The organism is Salmonella sp. NW1250 (genome assembly GCF_051812965.1).
In the GTDB taxonomy this organism is placed as follows: domain Bacteria; phylum Pseudomonadota; class Gammaproteobacteria; order Enterobacterales; family Enterobacteriaceae; genus Salmonella; species Salmonella enterica.
Genome location: NZ_JAMNDD010000013.1, coordinates 1 through 19126, shown reverse-complemented (window position 1 = coordinate 19126; position 19126 = coordinate 1). Strand labels below are relative to the sequence as shown.

The window sequence follows — 19126 nt, the reverse complement described above, 5'->3', positions numbered from 1 at the left end:
TGGCTTACCTGATGAGACGACATAAAAAGCACTGCTTCGGCAGTGCTTTTGCTTATTATCCCTTCTGAATCCGTTTTGCCGAATGGCGACGTGTGGCCTCTTATCCAGCCTACAACACACGAACGTAGGCCTGATAAACATAGCGCCATCAGGCATTCAGGTCGTTTCCCCCAACGCCTACTGCGACAATACGCTTTCCTGCGCATCACAGAAAAGCATGACTATCCAGGGTAATCCAGGCTATAGTCTTATAAATCAACCAGTTTAACCGGCATCCGCCTTTTCAGGTCATACCAGGAATTATGCTTACACGCGACTCCTCTTCCGGTCGGAAAATCCTGCTTACCTGTATCATTACGGGGATGGCAGCAGCATTACTTATTGGTAGCCTGCAATTTTTCCTGTCGTGGCATAAACGGGATGTTAAATACAATACGCTCCTTTCTGATGTACAACATTACCTGGCCAGCTATTTCGCCGACCTGAAAGCCACCACCGATATTCTTCAGCCGTTGACGATCAACACCTGTCAGCAGGTTGGCGCAGAACTCACCTCAAGAGCCGCTTTTAGCCTTAATGTCCGCGCCTTCTTATTGATTAAAGATAAAAAAGTGTTCTGCTCTTCCGCCACTGGCGCCATGAATATGCCGCTTCAGCAACTGGTACCGGATATAGATATCCGCAAAGACGTTGCTATGGCGATTCTGCCCGGCACGCCAATGATGCCCAACAAACCGACAATGGTGATTTGGTATCGAAACCCATTATTAAATGACAGCGGCGTATTCACATCGCTGAATATTAACCTGACGCCCTACTTACTCTATACCACGCGCCAGGACGATTTTAACGGCATCGCGCTGATTGTCGGCAATACCGCGCTGTCGACCTTTTCTTCGCGTCTGCTGACCGTCGCGGAGCTGCCGGGCACGCCTTCACGACAGGCAACTATCAACGGCCTGCCGCTTAAAATACAGCTTTATGCCGATAGCTGGACCTACAATGACTTGTGGTATGCGTTGATGCTGGGCTGCATTAGCGGCATCGTAGCGGGGTTTATCTGTTACTTTATCTATGCCCTCCGGACGCGACCGGGCAAAGAGATTTTAACGGCGATCAAACACGAGCAGTTTTATGTGGTTTATCAGCCCGTCGTCGATACTCGTACGCTAAGCGTCACCGGGCTTGAAGTCTTACTGCGCTGGCGTCACCCTACGGCAGGCGAGATTCCGCCGGATGCCTTTATCCACTATGCCGAAGCGCAGCAACTTATCGTACCGTTAACGCAGCATCTGTTCGAGCTGATCGCCCGCGACGCACCCACGCTACAGAAGGTGATGCCCGTCGGTGCCAAATTTGGCATTAACATCGCGCCGGAACATCTGCACAGCGACAGTTTTAAAGAGGATATGCACCGGCTCAGGGACGCCCTGCCCGCGCACCATTTTCATATCGTGCTGGAAATCACTGAACGCGATATGCTCCAGCAGTATGAAGCGGCCAAACTGTTCGAATGGCTGCATTCCGCCGGGTTTGAAATCGCTATAGATGATTTCGGTACAGGCCATAGCGCCCTGATTTATCTGGAGCGATTTACTTTAGATTATCTGAAAATCGATCGCGGCTTTATCCAGGCGATCGGCACGGAAACCGTCACGTCTCCGGTTCTGGATACCGTGCTGACGCTCTCCAGACGCCTGAATATGCTGACGGTGGCCGAGGGCGTTGAAACGCCGGAGCAGGCCCGTTGGCTACGCGATCACGGTGTTAATTACTTGCAGGGATACTGGATTAGCCGTCCTTTACCCCTAAAAGATTTCGTGCTGTGGATGTCGGCGCCTTCCGTGCCTGAATGGTAGTCCCCTTACGGTTTTAACGGATTCACATCAGACGCAACGTCACTTATTATTCAGCGAAACGCCTGCCGGTTTGCAGCGGGCAATACGATAAGGAAACCGCCTTCAGATGATTGCGCGCGTAATGCTTCTGCTTGTCGCACTGGTTAGCGCTGGCGCCCAGGCCCAGGAAATCAAAGAAAGCTACGCTTTCGCCGTACTCGGCGAACCTAAGTATGCTTTTAACTTTGATCACTTTGATTATGTGAATCCTGCTGCGCCGAAAGGCGGTCAGATGACGCTTTCCGCCATTGGTACGTTCGATAATTTCAATCGCTATTCGCTGCGCGGCAATCCCGGCGTACGTACCGAAGCCCTTTACGATACGCTTTTTACCACCTCGGATGATGAGCCCGGAAGCTATTATCCGCTGATTGCCGACCATGCCCGCTATGCAGCCGACTATTCCTGGGTGGAAATCTCGATTAACCCCCGCGCTCGTTTTCACGATGGCACGCCCATTACCGCCCGCGATGTGGCCTTTACCTTTCATAAGTTTATGACCGAAGGCGTACCGCAGTTCCGTCTGGTCTATAAAGGTACTACCGTGAAGGCGATTGCGCCTTTAACCGTGCGAATTGAGCTGGCGAAGCCTGGTAAAGAAGACATGCTTAGTCTGTTTTCACTACCGATCATGCCCGAAAAATTCTGGAAAAATCACAAACTCAGCGATCCACTTTCAACGCCGCCCTTAGCCAGCGGGCCATACCGGATTACTCAGTGGAAAATGGGCCAGTACATTGTCTATTCACGCGTCAAAAACTACTGGGCGGCTAATCTGCCGGTCAATCGTGGACGTTTTAACCTCGACACTATCCGCTACGATTACTACCTTGATGACAATGTCGCTTTCGAGGCGTTTAAAGCGGGCGCATTTGATCTACGGCTGGAAAACGACGCTAAAAACTGGGCAACGCGCTACATCGGTAAAAATTTCGATAATCATTACATCATTAAAGAAGAGCAGAAAAACGAGTCGGCGCAGGACACACGCTGGCTGGCCTTTAATATTCAGCGCCCGGTATTTAAAGACCGGCGGGTACGTGAAGCTGTCACCCTGGCCTTCGATTTTGAGTGGATGAATAAAGCGCTGTTCTATAATGCCTGGAGCCGAACCAACAGTTACTTCCAGAATACCGAGTACGCCGCCAGAAATTACCCTGACGCCGATGAGCTGGTATTACTCGCGCCGATGAAAAAAGATCTTCCTCCTGAAGTCTTCACTCAGATCTATCAGCCGCCGGTCTCTAACGGCGACGGCTACGATCGCGAAAATCTTCTTAAAGCTGACGCCTTGTTGACGCAGGCCGGATGGGTGATCAACGGACAGCAACGGGTCAATAGCGTCACCGGTAAGCCCCTGACGTTTGAACTTCTCCTTCCTGCCAGCAGTAATAGCCAGTGGGTTCTGCCCTTCCAGCATAATCTTCAGCGTCTGGGCATTACGATGACTATCCGTCAGGTTGATAATTCTCAGCTCACCAACCGGATGCGTAGCCGCGACTATGACATGATGCCGAGGCTATGGCGGGCGATGCCCTGGCCCAGCTCCGATCTACAAATCTCATGGGCGTCGGAATACATTGACTCCAGTTATAACGCTCCCGGCGTACAAAGCCCGGTGGTGGATAAGCTGATCGCGCAAATTATCGCAGCGCAGGGTGATAAAGCGAAACTGGTGCCGCTGGGACGGGCGCTGGATCGCGTGCTGACCTGGAACTATTACATGCTGCCGATGTGGTATATGGCGCAAGACAGGCTCGCCTGGTGGGATAAATTCTCCCATCCGGCGATTCGCCCGGTATATACCATCGGGTTAGATACCTGGTGGTATGATGTCAACAAAGCCGCCAAGCTACCGGCAGCCAGGAGGTAGTAAGAATCAATGGGTGCCTATCTTATCCGCCGTCTGTTACTGGTGATCCCCACGCTATGGGCTATTATTACCATTAACTTTTTTATCGTGCAGATCGCTCCCGGCGGCCCTGTCGATCAGGCGATTGCCGCGATTGAATTTGGTCAGGGCGGCGCGTTGCCCGGTGCCAGCGGCGAAGGCGTTCGCGCCAGTCATGCGCAAACCGGCGTCGGCAATATCAGCGACAGCCATTATCGCGGCGGCCGGGGACTCGATCCGGAGGTGATCGCGGAGATCACCCATCGCTACGGCTTCGACAAACCGCTGCATGAGCGTTATTTCAAGATGCTACGGGACTATCTCTCTTTTGACTTCGGCGACAGTCTGTTTCGCAGCGCATCCGTACTAACGCTGATCAAAGATAGTCTTCCCGTCTCCATTACCCTGGGATTATGGAGCACGCTGATTATTTATCTGGTGTCTATCCCGCTGGGGATTCGCAAAGCCGTCCATAACGGCAGTCGCTTTGATGTGTGGAGCAGCGCGTTTATCATTATCGGTTATGCGATCCCCGCCTTTCTGTTCGCTATTTTATTAATCGTCTTTTTTGCCGGCGGCAGCTACTACGATATCTTTCCGCTACGTGGCCTGGTCTCCGCCAACTTTGACACGTTACCGTGGTACCAGAAAATCACCGATTATTTGTGGCATATTACGCTGCCAGTGTTGGCGACCGTCATCGGCGGTTTTGCCGCCCTGACGATGCTGACGAAAAATTCGTTTCTCGACGAGGTGCGTAAACAGTATGTCGTTACCGCTCGCGCTAAAGGCGTGAGTGAAAAAAACATTCTCTGGAAACATGTTTTTCGTAACGCCATGCTGCTGGTGATCGCCGGGTTTCCCGCCACTTTTATCAGTATGTTTTTCACCGGCTCGTTGCTAATTGAAGTCATGTTCTCGCTCAACGGCCTGGGGCTGCTGGGTTATGAAGCAACTGTTTCGCGCGACTATCCGGTGATGTTCGGCACGCTTTATATCTTTACCCTGATTGGCTTATTACTGAATATCCTGAGCGATATCAGCTATACGCTGGTCGATCCACGCATTGATTTTGAGGGACGATAATGCCGCGATTAAGCCCGGTCAATCAGGCCCGCTGGGCGCGTTTCCGCCATAATCGCCGGGGCTACTGGTCACTATGGATTTTCCTGATCGTGTTCAGCCTGAGCTTATGCGCGGAACTGATTGCTAACGATAAGCCATTGCTGGTGCGCTATGAAGGCCAGTGGTATTTTCCGCTGGTAAAAAATTACAGCGAGCGCGATTTCGGCGGCCCGCTGGCGACAACGGCAGACTATCAGGACCCCTGGCTCCAACGGCAGCTTGAGAATCGGGGCTGGGTGTTGTGGGCCCCCGTACGCTTTGGCGCCAATACCATTAATTTTGCCACCACGCAGCCTTTCCCCTCCCCGCCTTCGGCGAAAAACTGGCTGGGCACCGATGCGAATGGCGGCGACGTTTTCGCCCGCATCCTGTACGGCACCCGCATTTCTATTTTATTTGGCCTGATGTTAACGATTTGCTCCAGCGTCATGGGCGTACTGGCGGGCGCGCTACAGGGCTATTATGGCGGCAAAGTCGATTTATGGGGGCAACGTCTCATCGAAGTCTGGTCGGGGATGCCGACCCTGTTTCTGATTATTTTACTTTCCAGCGTAGTGCAGCCTAACTTCTGGTGGCTGCTGGCCATAACCGTACTGTTTGGCTGGATGAGTCTGGTGGGCGTGGTGCGCGCCGAGTTTTTACGGACCCGCAATTTTGACTATATCCGCGCCGCGCAGGCGCTTGGCGTCAGCGATCGTGACATTATCCTGCGCCATATGTTGCCTAATGCGATGGTCGCTACCCTGACATTTTTACCGTTCATTTTATGTAGCTCCATCACCACCCTGACGTCGCTGGATTTTCTGGGATTTGGTCTGCCGCTTGGCTCCCCTTCTCTCGGCGAACTTCTTTTACAGGGGAAAAACAACTTACAGGCTCCCTGGCTGGGGATCGCCGCCTTTCTGTCTGTCGCCATTCTGCTATCGCTGCTGATTTTTATCGGCGAAGCGGTACGCGACGCCTTTGATCCTGCTAAGGCGGTATAAGATGACATCTCCATTGCTTGCGATTGAAAATTTATCGGTAGGTTTCCGTCAGCAACAGCACGTGCGCCCTGTCGTTAACGCCATTTCGTTACAGGTGAACGCCGGGGAAACGCTGGCGCTGGTCGGCGAGTCCGGGTCAGGAAAAAGTGTGACGGCGCTTTCCATTCTGCGTCTTTTGCCTACCCCTCCCGCTGTCTACCTCTCCGGCGATATTCGCTTTCACGGCGAATCATTGCTTCATGCCAGCGAGCAGACGCTACGCGGCGTGCGCGGCAATAAAATCGCCATGATTTTTCAGGAACCGATGGTTTCACTTAACCCGCTGCATACGCTGGAAAAACAGCTCTATGAAGTGCTGTCGCTCCATCGGGGAATGCGTCGGGAGGCGGCAAGGGCGGAGATGATCGGTTGTCTGGATCGGGTCGGTATCCGCCAGGCGAGCCAGCGTCTGCGCGATTATCCGCATCAGCTTTCCGGCGGCGAACGCCAGCGCGTCATGATAGCCATGGCGCTGTTAACACGGCCGGAATTACTGATCGCCGATGAGCCGACCACCGCCCTCGACGTCTCCGTACAGGCGCAGATTTTATCTCTACTGCGGGAACTCCAGCGCGAGCTCAATATGGGATTGCTGTTTATCACCCATAACCTCAGCATTGTAAAAAAACTGGCGGATTCAGTGGCGGTAATGCAACACGGTAATTGCGTAGAGAACCAACGCGCCGACACGCTGCTCTCCGCGCCGACCCATCCGTACACGCAAAAACTACTCAACAGCGAACCCACAGGCGATCCGGTTCCGCTCCCCGCCAGGCAGACGCCGTTGCTGGAAGTGGACAGGCTGCGCGTCGCCTTCCCGATCCGCAAAGGCATTCTGAAGCGCGTCGTGGATCATAATGTGGTGGTTAACAATATCAGTTTCACCCTGCATCCAGGTGAAACGCTGGGTCTGGTCGGCGAGTCAGGATCGGGAAAAAGCACCACCGGTCTGGCGCTGTTACGGCTTATCCGCTCCGAAGGCCGCATCGTGTTTGACGGTCAATCGCTGGATACGTTAAACCGCCGCCAGCTTTTACCTGTTCGCCACCGTATCCAGGTCGTATTCCAGGACCCGAACTCATCGCTAAACCCGCGTTTAAACGTGTTGCAAATTATCGAAGAAGGCCTGCGCGTCCACCAGCCTACGCTTTCAGGCGCGCAGCGCGAACAGCAGGTGAAAGCGGTCATGATGGAAGTCGGCCTGGACCCGGAAACGCGGCATCGTTATCCCGCTGAGTTTTCCGGCGGCCAGCGTCAACGTATCGCCGTCGCCAGGGCGCTGATTTTAAAACCGTCCCTTATTATTCTGGATGAACCGACCTCATCGCTGGATAAAACCGTTCAGGCGCAGATTCTTGCCCTCCTGAAATCGCTCCAGCAAAAGCACCGTCTGGCCTATATCTTCATTAGCCACGATCTGCATGTAGTACGCGCGCTGTGCCATCAGGTTATCGTGCTGCGGCAGGGGGAGGTGGTTGAACAGGGGCAATGCGAGCGCGTGTTTACCGCACCGCAACAGGCCTATACGCGTCAGCTACTCGCGTTAAGCTGACGCCTAAAAAGGATTATTGTTAGAAAAAGGTTCCGCTATCGCCACGCCGAAATTTTTCAGCCGACAGGTGGCGGCAAACTCATCCTGACGATTAACGAACAGGCACGGTTCCCCTTCGCATTCCAGCACGGAGCAAGGAACTTCAATATCGCTTAGCGCCTGGCTGAGCTTATGCATCACTGACCACGCGCTATCGCCTGCCGGACTCAACAGTTTAAGCGCCACCAGACTATTCTCGGTGCTCTGCCCGTTTTGCGGAATCGGTTCAACCTTTGACCCCGCAAAACCCGCCGACCAGCGATAGTTTTGCGGCAGACGGTGAACAATTGAGAGCTGTAATGTATTCACTTTCTTTCCCCGGAAGCACAATTACTTCACAATTTACTTACATTTATATTAACACATCATTGACAACCCGTCCTTAAACAGATTGCTAACGCCCTTCTCTCCGTCAGTGGCTCTACAGCAAGCGGGAGTTAAAATAGTTTTACCGACGCGGAGATAGCGGCGGGCTATATGTACCCGTTTCTGCGATCTAACTCAACCTTTTTAACTACAATGATGTGACTTTTTACATAAATGGATTTTACATAAAATAAACATAAAGGAGGAAAATGATGAATTGGTAATTGATATACATCAACTATGAAAGCCGTTTGGCTTTGCCATCGTGTAGCGGATAGCGTCCCCCAACGCCGCCTGCGCATTCTTCGGCGCCATTGAGGGACAGCGCGCCCGTCACCGTTTTTTGGGACGGCTGGCGTAGAGATAAAACAGAATGGAACAGGCGGCGCAAAGCGCAATCGACCAAATCATCGGCCACGCACTGGTAAAGGTAGCCAGCGACAGCAACGCGCCGACGATAGCGCCAATACCAAAGCGGAAAGTGCCCGCCAACGAAGACGCCGTTCCGGCCATATGCGGAAACTCATCCAAAATGACCGCCATCGCATTGGACGAAACCATCGACACACAGCCGACAAACGCCGCAACGCCGACCACCAGCGCCCAGAATCCAATGCCCATCAGCGCGCTGAAAACCATCCACACCGCCATCGCAAACTGAATCCATAGCCCGGCCCGAAACATGTTTAGCGCCCCTACCCGTCTGACAAAACGGCTGTTGATAATCGTCATCACAAACAGAAATACGATGTTCAACGCGAAGTAGTAGCCGAAATCCTGCGGCGGAACATGATTAATTTCGATATAAACAAACGGCCCCGCGCTCAAAAAAGAGAACATACCGGCAAAACTAAACCCGCTCGCCAGCATATAGCTCAGTACGCGTTTGTGGCGAAACAACGCGGCAAAGTTACCTATTGTGGTACGAATATGAAAAGGCTGACGCCGCTCAACGGGCAGCGTCTCTTTAATCAAAGCAAAGATCATGACTGACGCCAGAATCGCCGCAATGGCCAGTATCCAGAAGATATAGTGCCAGCTTAACCATACCAACACCCAGCCGCCAACAATGGGCGCCATTAACGGCGCTATCGTAGTGACCAGCATGACAAATGACATCATGCGCGAAAACTCTTCCTTTGGATAAATATCCCGCATCAGCGCATTGATGACGACGCTTGCCGCCGCGGCCGCTAAACCGTGGAAAAAACGCATCACGATCAGTTGATCGATAGTCTGCGCCAACGCACAGGCGACCGCCGCAGCAGCAAATACCAGCGTCCCGCCCAGGATGACCGGCTTACGCCCGAGGCTATCCGCCATCGGTCCATAGATAAGCTGACCCAGCGCAAACCCCAGAATATAGGTGCTGAGCGTCATCTGCGCGCTACCGGCAGGCACGCCGAATTGCGCAGAAATCACCGGCAGCGCTGGAAGATACATATCAATCGACAGCGGCATTAACATGGCCAACAGGCCAAGGATAAAGACAATGGCAAAGGAAGAGTGCTGCCGGGTGGTCACATCGAACTCCTGAAATTAACGAGATAGTTAGCCGACGCTGGCGATTTCTTCTTCAGTCAACGGGCGATACTCGCCGGGAGCCAGATTCTCATCCAGCGTAATGGCGCCAATCCGTTCGCGGTGCAGTTCCACAACGCGATTGCCTACTGCGGCAAACATCCGCTTCACCTGATGATAACGGCCTTCGCTGATGGTCAGACGGACCTGCACAGGCGTTATCACCTCCAGCGTAGCGGGTTTAGTGAGATCTTTTTCATTATGCAACTGCACGCCTTTCGCAAATTGCGCTGCCGTATCGTCGGCCACCGGCGACTCCAGGGTCACCAGATAGGTTTTTTCACAGTGATGGCGCGGCGACGTAATGCGGTGCGACCACTGACCGTCATCTGTCATTAACACCAGACCGGTAGTATCGATATCCAGACGTCCTGCGGCATGCAGCTTATACGCCACCGGCTCATCCAGGAAATACAGTACCGTTGGATGATCGGGATCATCGGTTGAACAAACGTATCCCTGCGGCTTGTTAAGCATAAAATAGCGTGGCCCGTGTTGCTGCGCTAAGGGATTGCCGTCATACGCAACCGCATGTTCCGGGAGCAGTTTGAAGGCCGCATTTTTAATGATGTCGCCATCGACGGTAACGCGGTTACCACGAATTTCACGCCCGGCAATAGCGCGGCTGACGCCAAGCTGCTGAGCGATAAATTTATCAAGTCGCATGTGTGTGATTTAGCCTGTAATAATACGGAAATCGGGCATTCTACCCGAAAAAAGGGAATTGCTATCCGCTCAGTATAGCGGGCTAACTATATCCCTCAAGGGAAATGATTCATGGCATACTATTCCCGGAACCGTTTAACGTAGTGAGACCATGATTTTTACACTCCGCCCCTACCAGCAAGAAGCCGTAGACGCCACGCTCAGCCACTTTCGCCGCCACCGTACGCCCGCCGTGATTGTTCTGCCGACCGGCGCAGGTAAAAGCCTGGTGATCGCCGAACTGGCGCGCGTCGCCCGCGGACGGGTACTGGTGCTGGCGCATGTGAAAGAGCTGGTCGCGCAGAACCACGCCAAATATTGCGCGCTGGGGCTGGAAGCGGATATTTTCGCCGCCGGACTCAAACGTAAAGAGAGTCAGGGCAAAGTCGTGTTCGGCAGCGTACAGTCGGTGGCGCGTAATCTTGACGCCTTCCAGGAGGAGTTTTCGCTGTTGATTGTCGATGAATGCCACCGCATCGGTGACGATGAAGATAGTCAGTATCAGCAAATCCTCACTCACCTGAGTAAAGTTAATCCTCACTTACGTCTGCTTGGACTCACCGCCACGCCTTTTCGCCTCGGAAAAGGCTGGATTTATCAATTTCATTATCACGGTATGGTGCGCGGCAACGACAACGCTCTGTTTCGCGACTGTATTTATGAACTGCCGCTGCGCTATATGATTAAACACGGCTATCTGACGCCGCCTGAGCGGCTTGATATGCCAGTGGTCCAATACGATTTCAGCCGCCTGCAGGCCCAAAGCAATGGGCTGTTCAGCGAAGCCGACCTGAACCGCGAGCTGAAAAAGCAGCAGCGGATTACGCCGCACATCATCAGCCAGATTATGGAATTTGCGCAAACGCGCAAAGGCGTGATGATTTTCGCCGCCACGGTCGAACATGCGAAAGAGATTGTCGGTCTGCTTCCGGCGGAAGACGCGGCGCTGATTACCGGCGATACGCCAGGGCCCGAGCGCGATGCGCTGATTGATAATTTCAAGGCGCAGCGTTTTCGCTATCTGGTTAACGTCTCGGTGCTGACCACCGGCTTTGACGCCCCACACGTTGATCTCATCGCGATTCTACGTCCCACCGAGTCAGTTAGTCTTTACCAACAAATTGTCGGGCGTGGTCTGCGCCTTGCGCCGGGAAAGACCGATTGCCTGATTCTTGATTACGCTGGCAACCCGCACGACCTGTATGCCCCGGAGGTCGGTAGCCCGAAGGGAAAAAGCGATAACGTTCCTGTCCAGGTATTTTGCCCGGCCTGCGGCTTTGCCAACACCTTCTGGGGGAAAACCACTGCCGACGGCACGCTGATTGAACACTTTGGTCGTCGCTGCCAGGGCTGGTTTGAGGATGACGACGGCCATCGCGAGCAGTGCGATTTTCGCTTTCGCTTCAAAAACTGCCCGCAGTGTAATGCCGAAAACGATATTGCCGCCCGACGCTGCCGGGAATGTGACGCTATTCTGGTCGACCCGGACGATATGTTAAAAGCGGCGCTCAGGCTCAAGGATGCGTTAGTCCTGCGCTGTAGCGGAATGACGATGCAGCATGGGCAAGATGAGAAAGGCGAATGGCTGAAAATCACTTACTATGACGAGGACGGCGCGGATGTCAGTGAGCGCTTCCGCTTGCACACGCCCGCCCAGCGTACCGCTTTCGAACAGCTATTTATTCGCCCGCATACGCGCACGCCCGGCGTTCCTTTACGCTGGATCACGGCGGCGGATATTGTCGCGCAGCAGGCGCTGTTGCGGCATCCCGATTTTGTGGTCGCGCGGATGAAAGGCCAGTACTGGCAGGTGCGTGAAAAAGTGTTCGACTATGAAGGCCGCTTCCGCCGGGCGCACGAATTACGTGGTTAATTGTACTTTTCATTGATGTAACGGCGATTTGAGTATAGAATCCCGCCCGCCTTTGCATACGCAAAGCAGATCACTTACCTGTTGCTGGGTCGCCTGTAGCAGGAATTATTAAAGAGAGATTTAAATGTTTACTATCAACGCAGAAGTACGTAAAGAGCAGGGTAAGGGTGCGAGCCGCCGCCTGCGCGCCGCTAACAAGTTCCCGGCAATCATCTACGGCGGTTCTGAAGCCCCGATTGCTATCGAACTGGACCACGACCAGGTGATGAACATGCAAGCTAAAGCTGAATTCTACAGCGAAGTTCTGACCCTCGTTGTTGACGGTAAAGAAGTAAAAGTTAAAGCTCAGGCTGTACAGCGTCACGCTTACAAACCGAAGCTGACTCACATCGACTTCGTTCGCGCGTAATCGCCTGGAAGTTGAAGAAAAACCCCGCCCCGGCGGGGTTTTTTTATGCGTTTAATTGAATTTGACGACATGCAGAGCAACGAGAACCCACTTTGCTTTTCTGCTTTCTTACACCTCGCCACATTCAATTAGCGCCTCCCCTAATCGAGGATCTGTAGTTTCCGCCGCGGTATTCATACCTTTAAGCCGATTGAATAATGCCCGTTGACGAACGCTGGCACTTTCCGGTTTCCATGGCAAAATTCGTATTGGTATAGTTTGCCCGTCATTCAACGCATCAAATACCTTTTCATTGGTCAGTAAGTCGCCGCAGCTCCATGTCTTGCTATCAAACTGAAAATCAAATAAGACATGGAGCTCCAGTTCATCTACACGCACTTGACGCTTTGCATTATCGATGCGTATTTCCACCTTCTCTTTATGCGTCAAAGTTGCATCAAGATTGAGTCCATACCGTTTCAACTGCCCCTTGTCGTAATAGTAACGTATGCTGGACCAGGTTGATTTAAAAGCAAATCCAGTAATGAATAAACCACTTAACAAGAACAGCGGGCATATGAACAAGCTCAGTAACCAGTTGGCGCCATAAGTATAAAACAGTACCAACGAGAGAACGGTGAACACCATCCCGAGCACCAACATCATCAAAAATGCGACAATGTGCGCATACAAAACCTGCCGAAATAAACTGAAATTAACAGGCGGCTTCTGACGTATTCCTTTACTCACTACAGCGTCCTTTTATGTCGTATGCCTTTATTTCCCGCCCGACGTGCGTCGCTGCAACTGATCGCGCAGATTCGGCGGCGTCCCTTTGATAGTCAGGGTATCGGTCGCCGGGTCCCAGAAAATCCGCTCGCCCAGCAGCATCGCATCAAAGTTAATCGTTAACCCGCCGCCGCTGCCGGCATATTTGGTTAGCTGGCGCAGCGTACTGCGATCCGCCGGAAAGCTCTCTTCCAGCTCATAGCCTTTTTCGGCGGTAAATTCGCTGAAGCTGACTTCACTGACGCCGGAAAGCTCTTTAGACAGTGATTCCAGCTCAATCTCTTCCCCGGCTTGTAACTGCTCGTTGCAGTAGCTGTACACCTGCTGACGCACGTTCTGACGTTCTGCTTTATCCAACTGCGCTTCTGCGGTGAAATCATCCACTGCCTGCAACAGGCCGCGATTCTGCGCTTTGGCGTTCAACCCTTCGCTGGCGCCGAGGAAATCCATAAAGAAGTCAGCAACCTTGCGCCCTACCCGACCTTTCAGGAACGTCAGATAGCGGGTCGATTGCGGATTAGTTTCCCACTCGGTAAGATCGATACGCGCCACGATATCCGCATGGTTGATATCAAGATAATGCGTCGGGTTAATGTCCAGATTTTCATTGACCCGCATACTACTCAGGTTGTTCAGTACCGTAACCAGCAGATACTCCACCGCCAGGTAGCGATAATGGCAGAACAATACAATGCCGCCGTCCGCAAAGGGATATTTCGCCAGTTCGTCACGCAGGCGTCCGGTCGCCGCCCGGCTAAAGGCAAGAAAATCTTCTTCCCCCTGACGTTGCAACCGCAGCGCTTGCGCCAGTTCACTCTCTTCATTAAACAGGCCATACGCCTTATTCTTGGCGCTATAGACCCGATGCAGTTCAGCCACCATCTCGACAACGGTGGTTGTCGGCTCCAGCAATGAATCGCGCAAGACCAGCTCAAGATTTTGCTCATCGCGCTTGATAAGCTGGTGCAGGGCAATCTGGTTGATATCCAGACTCATGATAAACTCTCCTTTAAGACCGGGCGGTATTCAACCACCGCCTGCCGGAAGACGCAAGCAATCGCCCTGTCATTTCAGGCGTTATCCGTAACGCGAATGATTTAGGGGATAAAAATGCAGAAAAAAAACTGTTGCTACGGTAATATGTTGCCCTTTCATGAACAAACAGATTTTGATTTATGCCACAACTCTCCCGCTATAGTGATGAACATGTTGAACAACTGCTGAGCGAACTGCTCAGTGTACTGGAAAAACATAAGGCGCCGACCGATCTTTCCCTGATGGTGCTGGGAAATATGGTCACCAACCTTATCAACACCAGTGTTGCGCCGGCTCAACGCCAGGCGATTGCGAACTCTTTTGCCCGCGCCTTGCAGTCTTCGATTAGCGAAGACAACGCGCACTAAAAAGCCGACTCCGGAGAAACAAGCGACAGGTATGGTAACTCATCGTCAGCGCTACCGTGAAAAAGTCTCCCAGATGGTTAGCTGGGGGCACTGGTTCGCTCTGTTCAATATACTGTTGGCTACGTTGCTCGGCAGCCGTTACCTGTTTGTCGCCGACTGGCCGACAACGCTTGCGGGTCGCATATACTCCTACCTGAGCATTGTCGGGCACTTTAGCTTTCTGGTGTTCGCCACCTATTTGCTTATTCTTTTTCCGCTCACGTTTATCGTGATGTCCCAGCGGCTGATGCGGTTTTTATCAGCCATTCTGGCGACCGCGGGTATGACGTTGTTGCTTATTGACAGCGAAGTCTTTACCCGTTTTCACCTGCACCTTAATCCCATTGTCTGGGAGCTGGTCATCAACCCTGACCAGAACGAAATGGCGCGCGACTGGCAGCTTATGTTTATTAGCGTGCCGGTTATCTTATTGATTGAGATGCTATTTGCGACATGGAGTTGGCAAAAGCTGCGCAGTCTCACGCGCCGTCGCCATTTCGCAAGGCCGCTTGCGGCATTCTTTTTCGTCTCCTTTATCGCATCGCATCTTATCTACATCTGGGCAGACGCTAATTTTTACCGGCCGATTACCATGCAGCGGGCAAACCTGCCGCTCTCTTATCCGATGACGGCGCGACGTTTTCTTGAAAAACACGGTCTGCTGGATGCGCAGGAATATCAGCGCCGTCTGGTAGAGCAAGGCAATCCGGAAGCGGTCTCCGTTCAGTACCCGCTCAGCAATTTGCACTATCGCGATATGGGCACCGGTCAGAATGTGCTGCTCATTACCGTAGACGGCCTGAACTATTCCCGCTTTGAGAAGCAGATGCCGGAGCTGGCTACATTTGCCGAGCAAAACATCGACTTCACCCGTCATATGAGTTCAGGGAATACCACTGATAACGGTATTTTCGGCCTGTTCTATGGCATATCGCCAGGCTATATGGATGGCGTGTTATCCACCAGAACCCCTGCGGCGCTCATTACCGCGTTGAATCAGCAAGGCTATCAACTGGGACTGTTTTCTTCGGATGGCTTCGCCAGCCCGCTCTACCGTCAGGCATTACTGTCCGATTTCTCGATGCCGACAGCGCAGACGCAGTCTGATGCGCAAACGGCCAGCCAGTGGATAGACTGGCTTGGACGCTACGCACAGGAAGATAACCGCTGGTTCTCATGGGTATCGTTTAACGGTACTAACATTGATGACAGTAATCAGAAGAATTTTGTTAAGCGTTACGCTAGCGCCGCCAGCGACGTGGATGCGCAAATCAATCGGGTTCTGAACGCGCTGCGAGAGGCCGGTAAATTCGACAATACCGTCGTGATCATTACCGCAGGACGCGGCATACCGTTGACGCCGGAAGAAAATCGCTTCGACTGGTCGCAAGGTCATCTGCAAGTACCGCTGGTGATCCACTGGCCGGGGACGCCTGCGCAGCGTATTAATGTGCTTACCGATCATACCGATGTGATGACCACGTTGATGCAACGCCTGTTACATGTCAGCACGCCAGCGAACGAATATTCACAGGGCCAGGACATCTTTACCGTTCCACGTCGCCATAACTGGGTAACGGCGGCAGACGGCAGTACGCTGGCAATCACGACGCCGCAAATGACTCTGGTGCTCAATAATAACGGTCATTATCAGACCTATGACTTACACGGCGAGAAGATCAAAGATCAGAAGCCGCAGCTCAGTCTGCTGCTGCAAGTGCTAACAGAAGAGAAACGTTTTATCGCTAACTGATTAATTATAAATCAGTTAGCACCGTTTCCCCTTGCATTCGCGTTGGAAAGAGGTAGTATTAGCACCCACAAGTCGGCACGTAGCGCAGCCTGGTAGCGCACCGTCATGGGGTGTCGGGGGTCGGAGGTTCAAATCCTCTCGTGCCGACCAAAATTCCCCTTAAAAACCAGCCTCTCAGGGCTGGTTTTTTTATGCCTGCAATTAAAAAGTTAGCTGATGCCAGAGACGTTATTTTGCATGAACTGATCGGACATCTTTCCTGTGCAGTGGTCAACGTAAAGTCAATGCAGGCAAATAACGTAAACCATGTTTGTACTAAAACAGAAAAAGCGCATCTACACCCTATGCTGGAAGAAATGTTTGTAGTGGCTGGTAAATGAGTAAGCAATCTGTCGCAGCAATAATAAAACGTTCTGGTAAGGTAAACGGCCTACCACTTCTTTGTCACTAACAATTAGCCTCCCTGTCGCCATAGGGCCGATAACGATCGGCTAGTCACAACACGTTTTTGTAGACAACGTACGGTGATGAATTACTCCTTCAGCCAGCAACTCGCTAATTGTTATTCAACTTTAGAAATTATAACTAATTGAAGCACCTACAAAATTATGCCCTGAATTTTTATCCGTGAGTGATCCATTCGAGAAATGCCGGATATAAGCTTCTGTAGAAAAAGCCCCAAAGTTCCAGCCAAGAAACGCTTTTTCTCCAAAGGTAAATGCAGAATTGACACGCATATCATCTCGCGACTTAGATTTTATATAAGCCCCCAGACCAATACCGGTATAGATACCAGCGAAATGAACCAGCGCCACATCCTTCGAGATACCCAATACGCCCTGGTTATATTTATTGCAGGGAACGCTGCCAGAATGTTTACTGCAATCATCGCTACCCTTAGCCTTAAATCCTCCTAACTCCAGATTATTTCTTGCCTGTAAAAAGAAAAAATCGCTGGGTTCACTGTATGTCAGAAATGCCGTATATAAGTGCTCAACCCCTCCTCTCCTTATACTTTCTCCCCCAGCAAAAGAGATCTGATGCTTGTTGCCCTTGCCAAAAAAAACATTATCATTAGCAGAACATGCGAATGCGCAAAGTAATAATATATATATAAATATTCTCTTCATATACACTCCACCACCATTTCAATGTCAATAGTTATTTTTAACCGGCTAACATATTTAAAATTTTCTACCCCACGCTTACGCTCACAGAAACGGCTGATATAGCATCCAGTATTAATATTATTTTCATAATTACTCCAACCAGCATTTTTGATGCAAACAGGCTGGACATGGACTGTGTGCAGAAATCAAAACATACTCACTACGCTCTCCCCTTGAGTCGCCCCAACGGGTGCTCAAAACGCCGCGAGTGTTGTTCAGGCACATCCAGGATAAGTTATAAGTGAATGACTCTCATTCCTGACCACATTTTCATTTATGATAAGAATATCGTCAGAATCTCTTTATCGCATAAAAATACCTCTGCTATTGACTTAATATTTAATTTAACAGATGTCGCGGTTTATTCGTTCTGCTCAGATGTATTTCATTGACATTAATAAAACCATAAATAAATTCAATTAAAATAATTTGTTAATAATGACAAGCTTTAGACGCTATGACTTTTAATAAGGAGTTTCCTGCCAGTAAAGATAGTCTGGACTTACGGGGGCAAGGGCGCAGCTACATATGCCACACTTCTGTTATGTCACATTGTCCGAAAAAAGCGTCCAGACCAGTATTCAACTTCAGGGAGTATTCTGTTTTCTCTCACAACGGGTTGTTTTATCCTTTCTATCGTTCAGCTAATTACTAGCCTGTCACAGGTTTTACTACTTACCCATGCACTAATTAGGGTAAAATTTACGCGCTTGACAATGTGGCAAATCTGGACGATTTCCGCGCTGAAAACAATAATCATTCTAATAAAACTCAGGAGATATAGCATGCCTGAAGTAACACCTTTTCAGGTGCTTATTGTGGACGACCATCCACTTATGCGGCGAGGTATTCGTCAATTACTGGAACTGGACCCGGCTTTTTATGTCGTTGCCGAAGCGGGTGACGGGGCGAGTGCGATCGATCTGGCGAATCGCATTGAGCCCGATCTGATCCTGCTGGATCTGAATATGAAAGGTCTGAGCGGGTTAGATACCCTGAACGCGCTACGCCGGGATGGTGTGACGGCGCAAATTATTATTCTTACCGTCTCGGATTCCGCCAGCGACATCTACGCGCTGATCGACGCCGGCGCCGACGGTTATCTGCTCAAAGATAGCGATCCGGAAGTGCTGCTGGAGGCCATTCGCAAAGGCGCTAACGGCGGTAAAGTCTTTAGCGATCGGGTCAATGAATATCTGCGTGAGCGCGAACGGTTTGGCGCGCAGGAAGATCCCTTTAGTATCCTGACCGAACGAGAGTTAGATGTCTTGCATGAGCTGGCGCAGGGGCTTTCTAACAAACAGATTGCGTCAGTACTGAATATTTCTGAGCAGACGGTTAAGGTGCACATTCGTAATCTACTTCGCAAACTAAACGTGCGCTCGCGCGTCGCGGCGACCATTCTATTTTTACAAACACGCGGAATGCAGTAACAAGCCAGGCCCGATGGCGCCACGCCACCGGGCCGTCAGGGTCTTATTTCTCCTGCGCCAGCCGGATACTGCGCTCTATCACCGCCCGCCGGGCGTC

17 protein-coding genes, 1 tRNA gene and 1 pseudogene are annotated in these 19126 nt (G+C 51.6%); 13 read left to right on the top strand and 6 right to left on the bottom strand.

The window, feature by feature from the left end:
• The first annotated feature begins 302 nt into the window (after positions 1-302).
• The 5 genes from NBA72_RS19510 to yejF all read left to right on the top strand — a co-directional run bounded on the left by NBA72_RS19510 (position 303) and on the right by yejF (position 7491).
• On the top strand, positions 303-1859 hold the full coding sequence (locus NBA72_RS19510) for a cyclic di-GMP phosphodiesterase (RefSeq protein ID WP_000957763.1): 1557 nt from the start codon (positions 303-305) through the stop codon (positions 1857-1859).
• Positions 1860-1965: 106 nt separating this feature from the next.
• Positions 1966-3771 (top strand): extracellular solute-binding protein, encoded by a 1806-nt coding sequence (locus NBA72_RS19505; RefSeq protein ID WP_000561742.1) that lies wholly within the window; start codon positions 1966-1968, stop codon positions 3769-3771.
• Positions 3772-3780: 9 nt separating this feature from the next.
• Complete coding sequence (locus tag NBA72_RS19500) at positions 3781-4875, top strand: microcin C ABC transporter permease YejB (protein WP_000501623.1); 1095 nt, start codon at positions 3781-3783, stop codon at positions 4873-4875.
• Positions 4875-5900 (top strand): ABC transporter permease, encoded by a 1026-nt coding sequence (locus NBA72_RS19495; protein ID WP_001137748.1) that lies wholly within the window; start codon positions 4875-4877, stop codon positions 5898-5900. Before NBA72_RS19500 ends, NBA72_RS19495 begins: the two co-directional genes overlap by 1 nt.
• 1 nt (position 5901) lies before the next feature.
• A complete protein-coding gene (gene yejF / locus NBA72_RS19490; RefSeq protein WP_042949013.1) occupies positions 5902-7491 on the top strand; it encodes a microcin C ABC transporter ATP-binding protein YejF in 1590 nt (529 codons plus the stop codon).
• A 3-nt stretch (positions 7492-7494) separates the two neighbouring features.
• Here the strand turns inward: yejF and NBA72_RS19485 are convergent, their stop codons facing one another.
• The 3 genes from NBA72_RS19485 to rsuA all read right to left on the bottom strand — a co-directional run bounded on the left by NBA72_RS19485 (position 7495) and on the right by rsuA (position 10143).
• Positions 7495-7839: a YejG family protein gene (locus NBA72_RS19485; RefSeq protein WP_001094639.1), complete on the bottom strand. Its 345-nt coding sequence runs from the start codon at positions 7837-7839 to the stop codon at positions 7495-7497.
• A 390-nt stretch (positions 7840-8229) separates the two neighbouring features.
• Complete coding sequence (locus tag NBA72_RS19480; protein WP_000213349.1) at positions 8230-9420, bottom strand: Bcr/CflA family multidrug efflux MFS transporter; 1191 nt, start codon at positions 9418-9420, stop codon at positions 8230-8232.
• A gap of 27 nt (positions 9421-9447) precedes the next feature.
• Positions 9448-10143 (bottom strand): 16S rRNA pseudouridine(516) synthase RsuA, encoded by a 696-nt coding sequence (gene rsuA, locus NBA72_RS19475; RefSeq protein ID WP_001234836.1) that lies wholly within the window; start codon positions 10141-10143, stop codon positions 9448-9450.
• Between the two features lie 151 nt (positions 10144-10294).
• Here rsuA and NBA72_RS19470 point away from each other — a divergent pair, with 151 nt between their 5' ends.
• Positions 10295-12055, top strand: coding sequence for a DEAD/DEAH box helicase (locus tag NBA72_RS19470; protein ID WP_042949012.1), 1761 nt, complete (start codon positions 10295-10297; stop codon positions 12053-12055).
• A 124-nt stretch (positions 12056-12179) separates the two neighbouring features.
• The gene (gene rplY, locus NBA72_RS19465) at positions 12180-12464 is read left to right on the top strand and encodes a 50S ribosomal protein L25 (RefSeq protein ID WP_000494192.1); all 285 of its coding nucleotides are present in this window, start codon (positions 12180-12182) and stop codon (positions 12462-12464) included.
• Positions 12465-12572: 108 nt separating this feature from the next.
• Here rplY and NBA72_RS19460 read toward each other — a convergent pair whose 3' ends face one another.
• Both NBA72_RS19460 and yejK read right to left on the bottom strand, forming a co-directional pair.
• The gene (locus NBA72_RS19460; RefSeq protein WP_000033429.1) at positions 12573-13193 is read right to left on the bottom strand and encodes a hypothetical protein; all 621 of its coding nucleotides are present in this window, start codon (positions 13191-13193) and stop codon (positions 12573-12575) included.
• A gap of 27 nt (positions 13194-13220) precedes the next feature.
• Positions 13221-14228, bottom strand: a complete 1008-nt coding sequence (gene yejK, locus NBA72_RS19455; protein ID WP_000050806.1) for a nucleoid-associated protein YejK — start codon at positions 14226-14228, stop codon at positions 13221-13223.
• A 179-nt stretch (positions 14229-14407) separates the two neighbouring features.
• On the opposite strand from yejK, the gene NBA72_RS19450 reads away from it, so the two are divergent.
• From NBA72_RS19450 to NBA72_RS19430, 5 genes and pseudogenes are all read left to right on the top strand, one after another.
• Entirely contained in the window at positions 14408-14635 is a 228-nt protein-coding gene (locus tag NBA72_RS19450; protein ID WP_001135904.1) for a YejL family protein, read from the top strand.
• A gap of 31 nt (positions 14636-14666) precedes the next feature.
• The gene (yejM, locus tag NBA72_RS19445; RefSeq protein ID WP_000256155.1) at positions 14667-16427 is read left to right on the top strand and encodes an LPS biosynthesis-modulating metalloenzyme YejM; all 1761 of its coding nucleotides are present in this window, start codon (positions 14667-14669) and stop codon (positions 16425-16427) included.
• Positions 16428-16500: 73 nt separating this feature from the next.
• A tRNA-Pro gene (locus NBA72_RS19440) sits at positions 16501-16577 on the top strand.
• Positions 16533-16625, top strand: a pseudogene (locus NBA72_RS19435) (hypothetical protein); the annotation flags it as partial. The gene NBA72_RS19440 and the pseudogene NBA72_RS19435, both read left to right, overlap by 45 nt.
• Positions 16619-16807, top strand: a complete 189-nt coding sequence (locus NBA72_RS19430; RefSeq protein WP_042949173.1) for a virulence protein MsgA — start codon at positions 16619-16621, stop codon at positions 16805-16807. The pseudogene NBA72_RS19435 and the gene NBA72_RS19430, both read left to right, overlap by 7 nt.
• Positions 16808-16999: 192 nt before the next feature.
• Here the strand turns inward: NBA72_RS19430 and pagL are convergent, their stop codons facing one another.
• The gene (pagL, locus tag NBA72_RS19425) at positions 17000-17563 is read right to left on the bottom strand and encodes a lipid A 3-O-deacylase PagL (protein WP_077684044.1); all 564 of its coding nucleotides are present in this window, start codon (positions 17561-17563) and stop codon (positions 17000-17002) included.
• 818 nt (positions 17564-18381) lie between these two features.
• Here pagL and narP point away from each other — a divergent pair.
• A complete protein-coding gene (gene narP, locus NBA72_RS19420) occupies positions 18382-19029 on the top strand; it encodes a nitrate/nitrite response regulator protein NarP (protein WP_001115500.1) in 648 nt (215 codons plus the stop codon).
• The last annotated feature ends 97 nt before the right edge of the window (positions 19030-19126 follow it).